This is a genomic window from Sphingobacterium sp. UBA1897 (assembly GCF_002337775.1).
In the GTDB taxonomy this organism is placed as follows: domain Bacteria; phylum Bacteroidota; class Bacteroidia; order Sphingobacteriales; family Sphingobacteriaceae; genus Sphingobacterium; species Sphingobacterium siyangense.
Map to the genome: position 1 here is coordinate 86740 of NZ_DDGR01000003.1, position 17173 is coordinate 103912.

The 17173-nt window shown below is 37.6% G+C and carries 15 protein-coding genes and 1 tRNA gene; 9 read left to right on the forward strand and 7 right to left on the reverse strand.

Annotated features, from left to right (window positions below; translation table 11 throughout):
- Positions 1–240 precede the first annotated feature (240 nt).
- On the forward strand, positions 241–1002 hold the full coding sequence (locus B4N43_RS02320) for a response regulator transcription factor (RefSeq protein ID WP_075991814.1): 762 nt from the start codon (positions 241–243) through the stop codon (positions 1000–1002).
- Positions 1003–1004: 2 nt separating this feature from the next.
- On the opposite strand, the gene B4N43_RS02325 is transcribed toward B4N43_RS02320, so the two are convergent.
- Positions 1005–1697: a hypothetical protein gene (locus tag B4N43_RS02325; protein ID WP_075991813.1), complete on the reverse strand. Its 693-nt coding sequence runs from the start codon at positions 1695–1697 to the stop codon at positions 1005–1007.
- A 118-nt stretch (positions 1698–1815) separates the two neighbouring features.
- A complete protein-coding gene (locus B4N43_RS02330) occupies positions 1816–2565 on the reverse strand; it encodes a ThiF family adenylyltransferase (protein ID WP_075991812.1) in 750 nt (249 codons plus the stop codon).
- A 190-nt stretch (positions 2566–2755) separates the two neighbouring features.
- Between B4N43_RS02330 and B4N43_RS02335 the strand changes: the two genes are divergently transcribed.
- A complete protein-coding gene (locus B4N43_RS02335; protein WP_075991811.1) occupies positions 2756–3106 on the forward strand; it encodes a DUF2200 domain-containing protein in 351 nt (116 codons plus the stop codon).
- A gap of 33 nt (positions 3107–3139) precedes the next feature.
- Here the strand turns inward: B4N43_RS02335 and B4N43_RS02340 are convergent, their stop codons facing one another.
- On the reverse strand, positions 3140–4393 hold the full coding sequence (locus tag B4N43_RS02340) for a PQQ-binding-like beta-propeller repeat protein (RefSeq protein WP_286732524.1): 1254 nt from the start codon (positions 4391–4393) through the stop codon (positions 3140–3142).
- Positions 4394–4417: 24 nt separating this feature from the next.
- Positions 4418–5626: an exo-beta-N-acetylmuramidase NamZ family protein gene (locus tag B4N43_RS02345; RefSeq protein ID WP_088163500.1), complete on the reverse strand. Its 1209-nt coding sequence runs from the start codon at positions 5624–5626 to the stop codon at positions 4418–4420.
- 230 nt (positions 5627–5856) lie between these two features.
- Between B4N43_RS02345 and B4N43_RS02350 the strand changes: the two genes are divergently transcribed.
- Both B4N43_RS02350 and B4N43_RS02355 read left to right on the forward strand, forming a co-directional pair.
- On the forward strand, positions 5857–6723 hold the full coding sequence (locus tag B4N43_RS02350; RefSeq protein WP_172840662.1) for a helix-turn-helix domain-containing protein: 867 nt from the start codon (positions 5857–5859) through the stop codon (positions 6721–6723).
- 174 nt (positions 6724–6897) lie between these two features.
- On the forward strand, positions 6898–8418 hold the full coding sequence (locus B4N43_RS02355; protein ID WP_286732525.1) for an acyl-CoA dehydrogenase family protein: 1521 nt from the start codon (positions 6898–6900) through the stop codon (positions 8416–8418).
- 82 nt (positions 8419–8500) lie between these two features.
- On the opposite strand, the gene B4N43_RS02360 is transcribed toward B4N43_RS02355, so the two are convergent.
- Positions 8501–10414, reverse strand: a complete 1914-nt coding sequence (locus B4N43_RS02360; protein ID WP_286732526.1) for an AAA domain-containing protein — start codon at positions 10412–10414, stop codon at positions 8501–8503.
- Positions 10415–10628: 214 nt separating this feature from the next.
- Here B4N43_RS02360 and B4N43_RS02365 point away from each other — a divergent pair, with 214 nt between their 5' ends.
- From B4N43_RS02365 to B4N43_RS02375, 3 genes are all read left to right on the forward strand, one after another.
- Positions 10629–10967 (forward strand): cupin domain-containing protein, encoded by a 339-nt coding sequence (locus tag B4N43_RS02365; protein ID WP_145331301.1) that lies wholly within the window; start codon positions 10629–10631, stop codon positions 10965–10967.
- 73 nt (positions 10968–11040) lie between these two features.
- Positions 11041–11793: a BlaB/IND/MUS family subclass B1 metallo-beta-lactamase gene (gene bla, locus B4N43_RS02370; protein WP_286732530.1), complete on the forward strand. Its 753-nt coding sequence runs from the start codon at positions 11041–11043 to the stop codon at positions 11791–11793.
- Positions 11794–12012: 219 nt separating this feature from the next.
- Positions 12013–12086 (forward strand) — tRNA-Ala (locus B4N43_RS02375).
- A 63-nt stretch (positions 12087–12149) separates the two neighbouring features.
- Here B4N43_RS02375 and B4N43_RS02380 read toward each other — a convergent pair.
- Positions 12150–12578 carry a nuclear transport factor 2 family protein gene (locus tag B4N43_RS02380; protein WP_083663549.1) on the reverse strand — a complete coding sequence of 143 codons (429 nt, stop codon included), beginning with the start codon at positions 12576–12578 and terminating at the stop codon, positions 12150–12152.
- Positions 12579–12920: 342 nt separating this feature from the next.
- Between B4N43_RS02380 and B4N43_RS02385 the strand changes: the two genes are divergently transcribed.
- Complete coding sequence (locus B4N43_RS02385; protein ID WP_286732587.1) at positions 12921–14123, forward strand: hypothetical protein; 1203 nt, start codon at positions 12921–12923, stop codon at positions 14121–14123.
- Positions 14124–14126: 3 nt separating this feature from the next.
- On the opposite strand, the gene B4N43_RS02390 is transcribed toward B4N43_RS02385, so the two are convergent.
- Positions 14127–15251: a lipid II:glycine glycyltransferase FemX gene (locus B4N43_RS02390; protein WP_286732532.1), complete on the reverse strand. Its 1125-nt coding sequence runs from the start codon at positions 15249–15251 to the stop codon at positions 14127–14129.
- A 260-nt stretch (positions 15252–15511) separates the two neighbouring features.
- On the opposite strand from B4N43_RS02390, the gene B4N43_RS02395 reads away from it, so the two are divergent.
- Complete coding sequence (locus B4N43_RS02395) at positions 15512–17173, forward strand: DNA polymerase/3'-5' exonuclease PolX (RefSeq protein WP_286732533.1); 1662 nt, start codon at positions 15512–15514, stop codon at positions 17171–17173.

Below are 17173 nucleotides of genomic sequence, written 5' to 3' on the forward strand. Positions count from 1 at the left end.
ACAATATTCTACACATTTGTGTAGAAACTTATTTCATTGCTGGATAGAGATTTAATATTTTAAACAAGTTCAACTATTAACGTTGACGTTGATTACAAAGTAAGGATAGGAACGTAAAAAAGCCTATTACTAGCGTATAAATTGAGATTATGCCCTTATTTTTGTAACTTGCACGCCAGGACAACATCGATTTTACGTGGTATTCAAAAGCGATTGCGGATCATCTTTGTAATTTACACTATGAAAATTAAGATTGAAGATTTTTTCAAGCCGGTACAAGTTAAAGACGACTTTAGCAAAGATGATTATGAGATTGTCGAAGCCTTTATAAATTTTGCCAAATCCTTAAGCAGGTTAACCTACCAGAGTATATATTTAATTGACTATTCAAAGAAAAGCTTTTTATTTGTTTCTGATAACCCAATCTTTTTGTGTGGAAGCACTCCTGCGGAAGTCATGCGGGAAGGCTATTACCACTATGTGAATAATGTCCCTGAGAGCGATTTACATTTACTAAAAAAGATCAACGACGTTGGTTTTGACTTTTTTGGAGATTTGGATGCCGAAGATCGCTTAAAATTCTCGATATCTTACGATTTTCATTTAAAACAACCTGGAAATAAACCACTATTAGTAAACCATAAACTAAAGCCTCTGCTCCTGGATAAATTTTCTAACCCCTGGATCGCGCTCTGCTTGGTTTCTATATCTTCACATGCAAACTCGGGAAACATTAGATTTAAATCTGATGAGGATGGGAAACAGTTTGAATATGATTTGGATAAAGATATTTGGGTAGAAACTCCTCGCATTAAATTGAAACCCCGTGAAAAGGATATTCTTCTTTTTTCCGCACAGGGTCTTACTATGGATCAAATAGCAGATCGACTTTATGTATCAATTGATACAGTAAAATTTCATAAAAAACAAATATTTTCAAAACTGAAAGTTAAAAGCATTACAGAAGCTACAGCATTAGCAATTGAACTATCTCTTTTCTAATGTTATTCACTATTTTTTGCACATAACAGCATTAGTTTAGACATCTCAACAAATTTTTGAATATCGACCTGGTTTCCCATACTAAATTGGGAATATTTATTTTTCTCAATAAAAGTGTCCAGCCATTCTGATTTAATATAGATCGGTAATGTCTCAGAATAGAGGTAGATAATTGGATCACCAAGTTCAAAAGATTCTATTTCTAATTTTCGAAGCGTATTTACCACCTTTCGATCACATTCCGCAATGACTAGTCCGCTACCAAGGCTATAAGGGCCATAAAATGCGTCAAAAAGCATCTTTTTCAGAATATTGATCCGATTACCTATTATCTTTCCAGAAATTACGAAACGCCCAATGTGCCAAAAATTCTTCACATGCGGAATTAACAAACTTTCTGTCTCGATATCAAATAATTTCTGAATCGGCAAACTCGTTTCCTTATCCCAAAATGTAATTCTAATGGATGCCTGAATACAGTCATCAAGCTTACTTCGAAGCACATAATAAATGGAACGATCAAAAAAAATCTGATCCTCTCCTATCAATGACTCAAAGTCAAACGCATATTCCTCTTCGGAATAACTATCCAGTTTGTAATGCTGCTGAGTCGTTACTAAATAAAAATGAATAAGTTCAGGAAGTTCGTTTTTATTAAGCTTGGTAAAATAATAATTTTCAGGCGTCCAGTTCATGCAAATGTTATTCGATATGCAATTATAAAAATAAAGACTTTTCGTTTAAATTCCCACAGAGACAAATTTACTACACAAAAGTGTAATGGAACGAATGTTTTTTTCAATTATATTAAGTTCAACTAATCATTGATAAATAATAGGAATCTGGAAAGAATTTTACAGGTTTAGATGTCGCTAAATTAAATACGATATGACTAACCATTCCCGATAATAAATACAGACCTAATGATAACTGCGGAGGAGAAGACTTCAGCGCTATTTTACCATATTCTACCAAAAATTCCTCAAACCATTTCGTTTCTATTCCCTTTGTTTTTAAACTTTCTACAATAAATTTACCGACATTTAATTCAAATGTCTTGTGAGCCTTTTCCAGTGAATGTAAATTAAGACCTTCAGGTGGAAGAACTGTTAAAAATCCTGCCCAGCCCAAATTATAAGGATGTACTACCGGTATATTTCTTTTCGCCATATACTGGTCAAAAACAAAAGGAATATCAGAAGAAAAATCCAACGCATTAATGGCAACCTTATGGTTAATATCGATATTATATAGATTATCTTTGTTAATAAATTCAGAAAACACGGTTATTTTGGCTTGCGGGTTAATTGAATTTAAACGTTCCTGCAAAGCAAATACTTTCTTAATACCAATATCCTTGCTTGTGTAATTTTGTCTGTTTAGATTTGTCAATTCGACAACATCTCCATCGGCAATTGTCAAATTTTCGAAACCCATACGCAATAAGCACTCTGCAATGTAACTACCTATTCCACACCCTCCTATCAGCACAGGAAAGTCTTTGATACGTTGTTGATCCTCTTCTTTAATATGTATGTTATTTCGAATATACCTCAAATCCATATATAATCTTTCAATAATTTTGTATCACATAAAGATAGAATTATAATTTATATTATTATTAAAGAAATTGCTAAGTAAATTTTATAGTTACGTAGCAGCAATTAGCAATGATCATGCTTAATTTAGCCAACTATCCTTTGTTTCTATTTTCATTCAAAATGAATACCTTTAATAAAATCAACGTGTAAAAATGGATAATACAAGAATATATCGCATGTCATTTGCTGGTGTATACCCGCTTTATATACAAAAGGCCGAAAGAAAAGGACGCACAAAAGAAGAGGTCGACGAAATCATTTTCTGGCTTACCGGCTATAACCCCATATCGTTACAGCAAACGATTGACGATAAAATTGACTTTGAACATTTCTTTAAAGAAGCACCTTGCTTAAACCCGAATGTTTCAAAGATCTCTGGTGTAATCTGTGGCTATCGCATTGAGGATATTGAAGATCAGCTGGTTCAGAAGGTTCGTTATCTCGATAAATTAATTGATGAACTGGCCAAAGGTAGATCCATGGAAAAAATTTTGAGAAAGTAAGCCCTGCTACGATTTGTAAATAGCGCGTACTTACTATTCCAATGCATAGATGGCACCATCAGCCGAACTAAAATAAAGCCGATTTTCATCAATCCAAATTGTTGAAAAGATACTTCCCATCTGCAGGTAGTCTGCAAATAGTCTTGTAATATCATCCTCATATTTTTGTTGCAGATCAGCGCGGAGCACATTTTCATCATTTATAAACAACGGCCTGTTCTTTTTACTCGACTCCGTTTGAAAAACAGGCACAACTTCTCCGTTTTTTATATCCAATCTATAAATTACACCATCCAGCGTTCCAAAAAAAGCCTCATTACCTATGATAGTGGCACTGCTAAATGTGTTTAAGGGCACTTTAGGTTCAACTATTTTCACACCGTCCATTCTATTTAAAACAAGTATACTATAGGAATCCGACATGGTTACGACAAGCTTATCGTCAAAAATACTAGGAACACTCGTCCAGCTCCCTGGTTGATGATATACCCAAAAACCACTTCCATTCGTGGCATTTAGCGCATATACATTAAAGTCACGAGCACCAAAATAGACTGTACTGTCGGCGACTGCTGCATGGAACTGAATCTCGCCTTTTGGAAAATAACGTTCGCCAACCGTTTTAAACTTCCAATGAAGGGTACCATCTTTTTTCAAACAATAAAAATAACCATCAAAACTACCAATGAAAACACGCTGTTGTGTCAACGTTGGGGCTGCATGCACAATACCTCCAGTCAGGAATTTCCAAACAAGTTTTCCCGATTTAGCATCTACGGCATAAACATGATGATCTCCAGACCCAAAATAAACTACACCATCTGCAACCGCAGGAGATGAGAGGAAATAATCCCATACATCATAACTCTTTTCACCATCGGTTGAAAACTGCCATAATTTTCGACCTGTTTGGGCATCCAGGGCATACAAGTAGCCATCAGTGCTTAAAAAATACACTGTTCCGCCATCAAGAGCAACAGTGGACCGAATTTCACCAGTAGTTTTATACTTCCAAAGTATATTACCGTTCGTTTTATTCAATGCGTAAAGATTACTGTCGCAAGACCCGACAAAAACGATATCCTTCCAAACGACGGGCGAAGAAAACAACCTTCCCTTTGTTTTGAATTTCCATTTCAACGCGGGATTTAACCTAATGTTGGATTGTGCTGTATAATTTTGGCGATCTAGGCCTTTAGCCAGCTGCTGCGCCCGTAATTGACAAAAACATCCCACTGCAATACATAGGATAATAATTGGGCGCCAATCATATTTTAGTCCAAACATCGATTTACTTTTATTCAGGTTATATTATTGATAGATAAGGTATTTTTCCCTAGTCTTTCTATAATTACTTAGGCCCGGCTCCCAGCTTTTTCGGATTTCTTCTTCCGAAACACCGGCTTCAATTTGCTTGCGAAATAAACCCACGCCCACCAGCTTTTCGATACTGCCAATCTGTTTCGAAAATGATTGATCAAAAAACTTGTCTTTTTCCGGAGAATTCCGATACAGCGCTATCATCCAGGATAGGTTTATTTTTTTGCTATCTACTAGCTGCTGCAGATCATATTTACGCAGGTCTATTCCATAACATTCTTCATTCATAAAAAGTGGCGATTCACTCATCCCTTTTTTACTGACGGGAACAAATGAAAAGTCATATATACCCTTATAGATTGGACTACCGATCACAACAAAGGGATAATCGGTGCCTCTGCCATGATTCACTTTCACACCTTCAAAGAGGCAGGTACTTGGATATAAGAGTATGCTTTGTTCCGTATTTAAATTGGGCGAAGGATTGACTGGTAACTTATAAAGCATACTATGATCATAATCTGTTACAGGAATAATCTTCAATTTACACTTCTTTTTAGTATTCATCCAACCTTCTCCATTGATCATCTGGGCAAATTCAGCTGTAGTCATCCCATGTGCAATAGGAACAGGAAATTGCCCAATACCCGACTTATATTCTTCTTCCAAAATAGGACCGTCAATTAGATAGGCATTGGGATTGGGCCGGTCTAAGATCAAGAGCTCCTTATCATTTTCTGCACAAGCTTCCATAATATCCCGAAGGGTATTAATATTGGTATAAAATCTCACCCCCATATCCTGCACATCATAAATAAACAGATCGATATCTTTTAGATCCTTCGCTGTTGGCTTTTTCTTATTCCCGTATAAGGAGACAATAGGAATTTTGGTTGTCGGATCGATTTCGTCCCCCACTTCAGTTCCATTACTTGCATTGCCTCGAAATCCGTGCTCAGGTCCAAAAATTCTCACAATCTGAACCCCGCGTGCGAGTAGACTATCAACAAGGTGTCTCCCTTTAATAACCGTAGATGGATTTCCCAATATTGCAATACGTTTATTCATTAAATAAGGAAGATAACGCTCGGTTTGTTCTGCTCCAGTTTGTATACGATCATTACAATAATTCAACGAGATCTGTGCAGTTGCATTTCTGAACAGGAATAGAGTCAAGATAGAAATGAGCACTAGTTTCATATTCATTTGGTTTATAATATTAAAATATAGCCCCTGAGCATCAGGCTATTTATCTGATTGCAAAAACTAAACTAAGGATAAAGCTTTATTTTAGCAAATCATTTGTTAAAATTGATAAACAAGTTTTATCCAGCTACCTTTGGAATATTATTGGGAGCATGATTTGCACATGAAACAATAGATGACATTCATAAGCTGTGGCATACTAAATTTTATAATAATAATTGATAATGGAAAAGCAGGTAAATGCGGGTGAATTTGTAGATCGTTTTATGACAGGTAGTTTGGAGCATCTTCGCTACCAGCAATCGCCGATCAAGATATTCCAGCTCAGTGAAATCGCTCCTTACATTAAATTCCCGACCCCACCTATTTTCTTGGGCTATAACCTGCTCGTTCATATCACTGAGGGTTATTTTAAACATCAAATTGGAGCTAAGGAATATGTCGTAACAGCTCCAGCAATTCTTATCAGCAATTACGGCAATATCTCAACAATAAAGTCGGTCGATAAATCTGCGAAAGGCCATTGCGTTTTAATAAACGACAATGCAATGACTTCCATATTCCGGGAACAGGAGATTTTGAATATCTTTAATATCTCACCCTTACTGAACTTAACGGCGCGAGACAGCAGCGATCTTCAAGAGCTTTTCAGATTACTTTATGATGAATTGCTTTCGGAATTACCTTATAAAGAACTATTTGAAAATTTATTAAAATCTGCAATTCTAAAAATTATCAAGCTATCTTCATCCAACCTAGCGCTCAATCGGAGACAGGAAATTGCTATGATGTTCAAACAGCTTGTGCACAAAAACTTCAAAAAGCAAAAAAATATTTCATTCTACGCGGATAAACTCGCGGTATCTACAAACTACCTTAATCGGTGCGTATTTTCTGTATTCAAAAAATCGTCGAAGGAACTCATTCTTGAAGTGCTGATTATGCACAGTCAATTTCTATTGTTTGAATCCACTAAAAGCATTGCAGATATCTGTTATGAATTGGATTTTTCTGATCCCTCTTATTTCTCGCGGCTTTTCAAAAAAATAGTTGGCGTTTCTCCTACTTCTTATCGAAACAGAGCAACTTAGGTTTTCAATATGCACGATTTGTCCTATCTTTTATACTGAAGTACACAAGAGAATCAAATTGATTGGAGTTATTTTTGTGTAAGTGATTGAAGCAAAAGAGAATTTTTGGTCAACCGGCAGTTCTTCTTCATGTTTCAATTTACATTGTTCCATCATTTAATTACATATTTAAAGATGCTTAAGGTTTCAGAACACAACAATATAACCCAAGATTTCGATTTGTTTATTGCGGATTTTAAAACTAGGCTATCAAGCTTATTTAATAAAGAGTATGATTATAACTCGCTCAGTTTAACGCGTGGGCTACCGCCTGAGTTTTTAGCTGAGATCATGAAAATGCAACCCTTGTCGGTTGCTATCCCAGAACACCACGGTGGCCGGGGACTTCATGTAAAAGAATGTTTGGGTGTACTGGCAGCTGCTTCTTATGAATCACTATCTTTATCGCTAATCTTCGGGATTAATATTGCGCTATTTTTGGAACCTTTTGCCAAATACGGCAACACCTTACTTCAAGAGCGGGTATTCCATCAATTTTTGGAAAACCAGGCAATGGGAGGATTAATGATTACCGAACAGGCTTACGGCAGTGACGCACTCAATATGCGAACATCTTACGAACAAAAGGACGATAAGTACTATATAAAAGGTGAAAAACACTGGCAAGGTCTTACTGGAGCTGCAGACTTTTGGCTCGTGACAGCACGCAAGAAAAATGAAAATGGAGAACTGGTGCGGGATATAGATTTCTTTGTCACAGAAAATGCCGTCGAAGAACAAAAGATTGTTGTTACAAAGAAATACAATAGCCTTGGGCTCTATGCGATTCCTTATGGTGTGAACGACATCGACATCAATGTTCCTACAGATCACAGACTAAACCCGGAAAGTACAGGAATTAAATTGATGTTAGATACCCTCCACCGCAGCAGATTACAGTTCCCAGGAATGGGGATGGGTTTTATAAAGCGGATGTTGGATGAGGCCATGACACATTGTTCCGAACGCCGTGTAGCAGGTATTAGTTTAAATGAATTAGACTCTGTTAAATTTCAGTTGTCGCGCATACAGGCTGCATTTACCTTGTGTTCTGCAATGTGTTCATACAGTGTCTCGATCAGCTCTATCCATAATGACCTTTCAGCCTATGGTGTAGATGCCAATAGTGTGAAAGCATTTGTGACAGACTTAATGCATGAAGCCGCGCAAATATGTGTGCAATTATCCGGTGCAAATGGCTACAGGTTAGACCATGTTGCGGGTCGTGGCCTCATAGACAGTAGACCTTTTCAAATCTTTGAAGGGTCAAATGAAATGCTTTATTCTCAAGTTGCTGAAGCGATCGGTAAACTTATGCGCAAAACCAAAGAAAGCAACTTATTGTCTTTCTTAAAAAAATATAGCTCAACTGAATTTGCAGCACCATTTTTCTCATCAATCTTGAATTTTGACTTTCCGCTACAGCCGAAACAACGTGAACTTGTTACCCTTGGAAAGATAATCGCCCGCGTCATTTGTTTTCAGTATGTTTTACAAATTAACAATGCCGGGTTCAATGATAAGATGACAGAAATAACACGTCAACACGTGAGCATGGATATTTATATGTTGGTAGGCCAATTATCAAATAATAATAATGCCGAACCACTTATGAACTATGATGATAACACAGATTGGATGAAGTTCACTTCTTAATAAGGAGAGATTACAGGAATCAATCTAGTCAGTAAGTTTCAATAAAAGCAAGAGGCCACTTCCTATGAAGTGGCCTCTTACGTTATATTGCTGAAATGTCCCATTCCCACACACTATGATAGTGCCCTATCGACTCGGTATAGGCAATAAATTCTCGATAAAACGGATGTGAACCTATTGTAGCACTATCTCCAATAACAACCAATTTCTTCTTAGCCCTAGTCATTGCCACATTCATCCGGCGAACATCAGACAAAAAACCAATCTGCTGTTCAGCGTTACTTCTGGTCAAACTGATGTAAATAACATCCTTCTCCTGTCCTTGAAAACTGTCTATTGTCTGTATTTTAATCAAGTCGTTAAAAGGTCGTAGCACTTCTTCCTCATCCAATATCTCCTTCAATAAAGTGGCCTGCTTTCGATAAGGTGCAATCACCCCGATGCTCAGGCTTTCATTTAGGCTCAAGGAAGCTTTCCAAGCCCCAATATGGTCGTTCAGATGGGCTTTAATAAAATGAGCTTCTCCAATATTGAAGATTGCGCCCTCACTTTCCGTTTCTTCAAACCCCGCTCCCGCTGTATCGATAAATAAGACCGGTTCGGTATCCACTGCTAAGCTCCACTGTGCCACTGTACTATCTGCTCTCAACAAACCATTATACAAGGCTGCGGACGGGTATTCCATAATTTGTTCATTCATGCGATACTGCACATCTAACAAAGAAACTAATTGCGGATTATGATCCACCAATTTTTCGAATAATGTATGGCTCAGGCCATGGTGAGATACGCTACTTGATTTTACTGTTGGAGGTAATTGATTGTGATCACCGGCCAAAATAACTCGATGTGCCTTTAATATCGGTATCCAGCAAGCAGGCTCCAATGCTTGTGCGGCCTCATCAATAATGACTGTTTCATAGCTGCGATTGCGAATAACCTCATGATTCGATCCAACCAAAGTTGCAGTGATTACCTGCGATTTATCCAAAACATCCGCACTGATAAAATCTTGAATCTTATCGACATCTTTTCTGATTCGATGGGCCTCATCAAACAATGCTTTTCTTTGCTCCCGCTCAGCCTTTCCAAAATTACGTTTATATTTTTGAGCCATCTCTGTATACGTCCGCACTTGTTTTTGAAGTGTTTTAATATCCTTATTTGCGGGATGTCGATCAATCTTTGCATCGAGTGTCAATTCTTGAAGATGTTCCGAAACCTTAACAGGGTTTCCTATTCTTGTTACTGCAATTCCAGCAGCGTCTAAACGTTCGGTTAACAGATCAACGGCCGTATTGCTCGGCGCAACAACCAATACTTGCTTGTTGTATTGTTTTAGCAATGCGCTCACGGCCTGAACCAATGTTGTTGTTTTCCCTGTCCCCGGCGGCCCATGCAAAAGAGCCACAGTACTTGCTTCCAATAGCTGTTGGATCGCTTTATTTTGCCCTGTATTTAAGTTGGGATGCTCAAAGAATTTTCCAATAGATTCAGTTGGAATCACCTCTTCACCGATTAATCTTCTCACAAAACCACCTTGCTTTGCATCACGGCTCAATTCCTTTCCTTTCTCCAATGCATTGAACATCTCCCGATAGGAATACTCATCAAATAACAAATCAACACCAAGCTTTCCTCTTCTGCTCCATTCTGGAAGTTCATCGACACGAAATGAAATTCGCATCCCATCCCTATTGATCGAAGATATGATGCCCACTATTCGATCTCGGTCGGGATCGTGATTTGAGAACAGACAAACTGGCATACCAAAGCGAAACTTATGTTCGACCTCATAATGATTTGTTCGATTTAAATTAACGGACAAATAGTCTCCTCTTCCAAGCTCCGTATCTGTTATCTGAATCGGAAACCAGGTGACACCTTGCATTCTTCGTTCATTCAAACTACTTTTCAACAACAAGTTTTCATGTTGTAATCGATCAAATTGCTGCTCTTCTTGTAATAAAGTAATAAGCTCGTCGAAATAATTCATCGTGTAATATACATATTGCTCAAGCGCAAAATAACTGTTTTTTTACGTATTTGGACCATTTGGTTTTTAATTCATCCCATCTTTTTTCAAATTTTATAAAGCAAATTGATATGCTTCAAAAGAAGCAATGGATCTGGCCGTAAATTCGTAATTTTTTACTATAATTGGGAAAAAGAGCGTTTTCCAATCGAAACATCCATAAATCAACAATTAGATGAGCGAAATATTCTTACACGACAGCGAGCAGCAATGGACAGACCTGGGCGAAGGTGTTATGCGAAAAATACTCGTTTTTAATGATGAACTCATGCTCATGAAAGTTCGTTTTAAAAAAGGGGCCATCGGTGCACTTCATCAACACCCCCACACACAGATTTCTTATGTGAGTGCAGGAAAATTCCGATACCATATTGATGGTGTCGACAGCATCCTAACCGCAGGTGATTCTTGTATCATTTATTCACAATTGATTCATGGATGTGAATGTCTTGAAGAAGGAGAACTGATCGATTCGTTCACTCCTTATCGCGAAGACTTTGTTCAGTCTACCTAAAAAATGTATTAACAAGGTCTTGAAAAAATAATAATCATTTTGTTCTAACGTTAATGCAATAACATTCAAAAATATGATCTCACTTCTTTCTCCTCATATTCGCGCAACATTTGCTGGTGTATGCCTGAGCATTGGTTTACTCGGTCTTTCCCCATCTCTACAAGCGCAAGAAAAGCCTCTTTTAATAGAGAAGTTAAATCCGCAACTGTATCTTTACACGACCTTTAATACATTTGAAGGGACCAAATATGCTGCTAATGCGGTATACCTAATTACAAAAAAAGGCGTTATCCTTTTTGATACACCATGGGATTCCACACAATATCAACCCTTATTGGACAGTATCAAACAGAAACATAATTTACCCGTCATTGCTGTTTACGCGACACACTGGCACGAAGACCGGGCAGGTGGCTTTGCTTATTACAACCGCATTGGAATTCCAACCTATGCAACAAAAATGACGAACGACCTGCTAAAGGCAAATCACAAAGCCCAGGCCACTCATCTTGTTTCCACCAATAAAACCTACAGCGTCGGCGGACAATCTTTTGTTTTAAACTTTTTTGGTGCCGGACACTCCATGGACAATGTCGTTGTCTGGTTTCCCGAATATAAGATCCTAGACGGAGGTTGTTTTATAAAAAGCTCCGAAGCCCAAGATCTAGGATTTACGGCAGATGGGGATATAAAATCCTGGAAGCCATCCCTAGCGAGGTTATTGGCAAAATATCCCGAAATTAATATGGTTATTCCTGGGCACGATGCCTGGAAAGATAAAGGTCAGATTAAGCGAACCGAAGCGCTGCTTACTGGAGGACACTAATACATTGTTCATATCCTCCAGTACGCCGGTAAACTCTCTTGTTTTTCAATAGGATAAAAATATCTTTAAGGAACCAAATAGATAAAACCATTGATTATAATGCATTTAGGTCGTCAAAAAAAAGCAACTATATAACAGATCTACAAAAAACAGTAGAAAAATAAAAAAGAGGCTTTGTTTATCCAAAAAAGTACTATCTTAGCGACACCAAATAAAGCAGGGGCATTAGCTCATTTGGCTAGAGCGCTTCGCTGGCAGTGAAGAGGTGATCAGTTCGAATCTGATATGCTCCACAAAAAAAGGGTACTTAAGTACCCTTTTTTTATTTTTAATCGACCAATTTTGACAGCAAATTCTTATTTATAAGAGTTTACAGATTTAGAAATTTTCCAGGTTCCGTTTTCTTTAACAAGTGTGATCAGATCTGTTTTAGCAAAACCATCAAATTGCATCGTAACTTTCGCTATTGCATAATCAGGTAATTCTTCAACGATCTGTGTTGTTGTTCTGCAGTTCATCTTGATTCCTTTTTGTTTTTTCAAAAATTCAATCATCTCATGACGGCTATGTTTCAAATCTTGTTTACCGCAAATTTTCTGGTCAAAATCAGCTGTAAAAAGCTTGTCCAAATTAGCTACCTGACCTTCGGTCATTGCTCCAACGTATTCATCGATGGCTAAATCAGCAGTAATTAAATTGCGTTCTTCTGGTTTAACTGAAGCCATTGAGCAAGTAGAGATTGCAATCATTGCCGCTGCTACAAATGTTTTTACTAAAGTTTTCATATCTTTTTCAATTTTATAATGTATTAGTATATTTTCTTATTTTATTGTCGCTTACTATATAAATTTGTTGCGTACTTTTTTTATTTATTTTCTGATTCAAAGTTAAGACAACGCATATATTGATTTCATTACATTTAGATTAACATTACATTAAAATCGGTAAATGATATTTTTTTCTAGGCGAATGAAATTTCCAGTCAATTCTCTTTATAGCCAAAACGTGACAGAATGAATAAATTATTGGTTTGAATATTGTTATTCTGTCTATTTCCTACTAGATTGCATTCTTTCATGACACACTACGATAGCGCATATCTTTTTTATATTAAATGGTCTATTTTGATGGTTCTACTTGTACTTGCCGATACTGCATATGCACAACGTCCCGTCAATGAAATAGAAACTACCAAACATCTCGCTGATACAAGTAAACAACGGGACCTGATTGATATTGGAAAAGAAATATTACATATCAAGCCTCCCCAACATGTCGATAGTACAGGAAAGAAAATCTATTTTTCCTTTTTACCCTTTTCGACAAATGTTCCTGGAGGAGGGCATGCTTTAATTACAAGTACAACCGCAGGGTTTTATTTAGGAGATCGTTCCGATACCTATATGTCCAAAATGACATTTACGCCCTACACAAATTTTGGAAAACGATTTGGCCTGCCAATCCGTTCTTACATCTGGTTAAAAGAGAATACATGGGTGATTGATGGCGATATCCGCCTATTAAAATATCCGCACGAAACTTGGGGTATCGGCAAAGAGCATCATGGCGACCAGCAGATTAATTTAGATTACACCTACTTTCGTTTATACCAACATGCATTAAAAAGAATTCATGGGGGCCTTTTTATGGGAATTGGTTATGACCTGGATTATAGAATGAATATTAAGTCTACGAGCAATACCAAGCTCGAAGACTACACTTCCTACCCTTATGGAACAGATTTAAAAGACAATACCATGTCTTCAGGAGTCAGCTTCAATTTAATTTACGATACGCGCGCCAATTCGATCAATACTTGGTCGGGTAACTATGCCAATTTACAGTTCCGTGTAAATCCGACATTCTTAGGAAGCGATCAGAACTGGAAATCGCTATTTCTCGAAGTTAGACGATACCATAGGCTTAACCAAGACAGAAATCGCCAAAATATGATTGCCATAAGGAGTTTCTTCTGGACTGTATTTAATAGTAAAGCGCCCTATCTTGATCTTCCTAATTTAGGATGGGATCCATACAATAGTTCGGGAAGAGGCTTTCCAGTCAGCCGCTTTCGTGGCAAATCACTTTACTATTTAGAAACGGAATATCGTCGTGATATCACCCAAAATGGCTTATTTGGATTTGTTGCATTTATGAACTTTACCACATTAAACGGACCAAAGAATTCCATGTTCGAAGACTGGAACGTCGGCACTGGTGCTGGTGCACGAATTAAATTTAACAAAAACTCGGGCACCAACATTGGAATCGACTATGGTATCAGTAAGAATCACCGCGGCGTTAGGCTCACCTTGGGTGAGGTCTTCTAATTTCTAACTTAAATGATAGCTCTGGTTTTTAAACTCCATTGACGCATAGTACTGATATTTCCTATTGTCCAAGGGATAATCCCAACAGCCCATACGATGGTAGATTTCACCACCAAATCCTGTTTTGAAACGATAAAGGCCATATAAAGGGTGTGAAGGATCTGCCTGTGGCGATACTCCAAAGAAATCATATTCCGTACAGCCTTTTTCTTTCGCAAGCTGCATCGCACGCCATTGCAAAGCGTATGTCGCCATATAATTACGATTTTCGGAAGCAGAAGCTCCATATAGATAAGTCCCCCGATTTGCCGCAATTACCAAAAACATAGCGCCCAAAGGCTGGTTATCCACTTCGGCTACTAAAAGATATACATCTGCGGGAGATAATGTATCACTTGCCCTTGCAGAAAGAACGATCTTAAAATAGCTTATATCATGTAAAAAAAAGTTGTTTCGAAGAGCTGTCTGCCGATAAAGCTCATACCAAATCTCCAAACTTTCAAGCCCCAGCGAACGCACACGTACTCCTTTTCGCTCTGCTAAATTGATATTATATCTCGTCTTAGATTTCATATTTCCAAGCAACATATCCTCACCCTTTCTAAGATCCATAAAAATAGTATTGGAAGGCAGTATATCTGTATTGGCTTTATGAAAGTTCCAGTTTTCTGTATTAAAATTAAAGCGCATTTCCTGAATACGTTTCTCCGGTACCCCTAGCCAGTTACCATGAAGATCATAACAATCATCCTCTTTAGCCCAATGTGATTCCCAAGATAGATCATAGCGTATCATTATACAATTTGGTGGCAGATGGGAACGTAAGCTCTCCGATAACTGTTCTAAAAAATAGCCTTGGTTTTCATCTGAAGGTTCAATCTCAGGCCCATAAGGTACATAGGCAATGCTATGTTCCTGATCTATGGCTTGTATGATAATTAATAGATCGCCGATAAAATAGGTATCGTCTTCGACCCCAACATACAGATCGGATTGTTTGGATTTAAAATTAAATGCCTTGGATTGTATACCTTGCATTTTTTTTACTGCAGACCAATAAGCAGTTTGTTGAATAATACCTGTTTTATAAAGCCCACTGATTTCTTTGTCACTAATGTCTGCTATCATGATATTTTACTATTTAATAGGGTTGTTTTTATAAGATATGCTCAAAATAACCACAATTTTAACACCCAAAAACGGCAAACATAGCCAAAATGTTTGGTTAAGCACACATGCATTTGTCACTTTGTTGTTAATTTCAAGAAATAGAGAAAAACAGGCATTTAAAGTAGCTTTTTTACATTATTTAACGCTATAATATCCATATTTGAATTGTTATTTTGACCTAAAATTTAAGATATTTGTAGCTTAACAATTCAAATACGATGGACAATAAAGCGATCTCAAAAATTTTCAAATTATGTAGCCAATTGATGGAGCTTCACAACGAAAATCCTTTTCGAACAAAATCCATTGCAAGTGCCTCTTTTAAGTTGGACAAGCTACCTTTCCGTATTGAAGAGGCCAGTCTTGAAGATTTGAGTGCACAGCCAGGAATAGGAAAAAGTACGGCTGAAAAAGCCAAAGAAGTTGCCGCTACAGGAACTTTCAAAGAGCTTGAGGATCTTATTGAAAACACACCATCCGGTATTATTGAAATGTTAAATATTAAGGGCCTTGGCCCTAAAAAGATTCAAATTATCTGGAAAGAACTCGAGATTGAAAGTGTGGGCGAATTACTTTACGCCTGTAATGAAAACCGTCTCGTAGAAGCAAAAGGGTTTGGTCTTAAAACGCAGGAAGACATCAAAAAATCCATTGAGTTTTCTATTTCCAACAAGGGATGGTTTTTATATGCAAAAGTACTTCCACTCGCAGAAAAATTTTTCAACGAATTGAAATTGCATTTCCCTTCTTCGCTGCTGTCATATACAGGAGATTTCAGAAGAAAATGCGAGGTTTTGAGTACCGTAGATCTTTTAATATCGGAAAGTATAGACAACGTCGAAAAATTCCTCGATGGATTTACTTTAGTGGAAAAAACAGAAAACTCCATAGAACTGACCGATGAATTGGGGTTTACTTTCAAAGTATTCAGTAGTAATATCAATGATTTTTATCGCGACCTGATTCTTAGTACCGGATCCACTGCACATCTCGATCTTCTATTTAATATTCTACCGGATCTTCCTTCACTTTCCAGTGAAGAGGCCATTTACCGTAACTTGGGTTTAGATTATATTGAACCCGAATTACGAGAGGGCTTGAATGAGATAGTGCAGGCTCAAACGCATTCACTGCCAAAGCTGATTCAATACAAAGATCTCAGGGGAACACTCCACAATCACTCCACCTATAGTGACGGCGTACATAGCCTCGAGCAAATGGCATTACATTGTAAAGATGTCCTGGGGCTAGAATATTTGGGTATATGCGATCACTCGCGAACGGCAGTTTATGCCAACGGCCTCTCCATTGAGCGATTGGAGCAGCAGTGGAATGAGATTGCGACATTAAACGAAAAATTGGCTCCATTCAAGATTTTCAGGGGAATTGAATCTGATATTCTAGCTGACGGTTCATTAGACTATCCCGATGAGGTATTGGCTAAGTTTGACTTCGTTGTCGCCTCCGTACACTCCAATCTGAAAATGGACGAAGACAAAGCCACAACAAGACTAATCAAAGCGATCGAAAATCCGTATACAACAATCTTAGGCCATCCAACAGGAAGACTATTATTAAGTAGAGCCGGATATCCCTTAGATTTTAAACGGGTAATCGATGCTTGTGCGGCAAATGGCGTTGTCATTGAGATAAATGCAAATCCTTTACGATTAGATCTGGATTGGAGATGGCACCGTTATGCAGTAGAGAAAGGAGTTTTACTTTCCATTAATCCGGATGCCCATCGTACAGAGGGATTGCACGATATGCAATATGGTGTATTGGTGGCGCAAAAGGGTGGTATGCAAGCAAGCAACTGTTTGAATACATACACGCTAGATGCTATAACGACCTATTTTAATAAGAAAAAACAAGGCTAG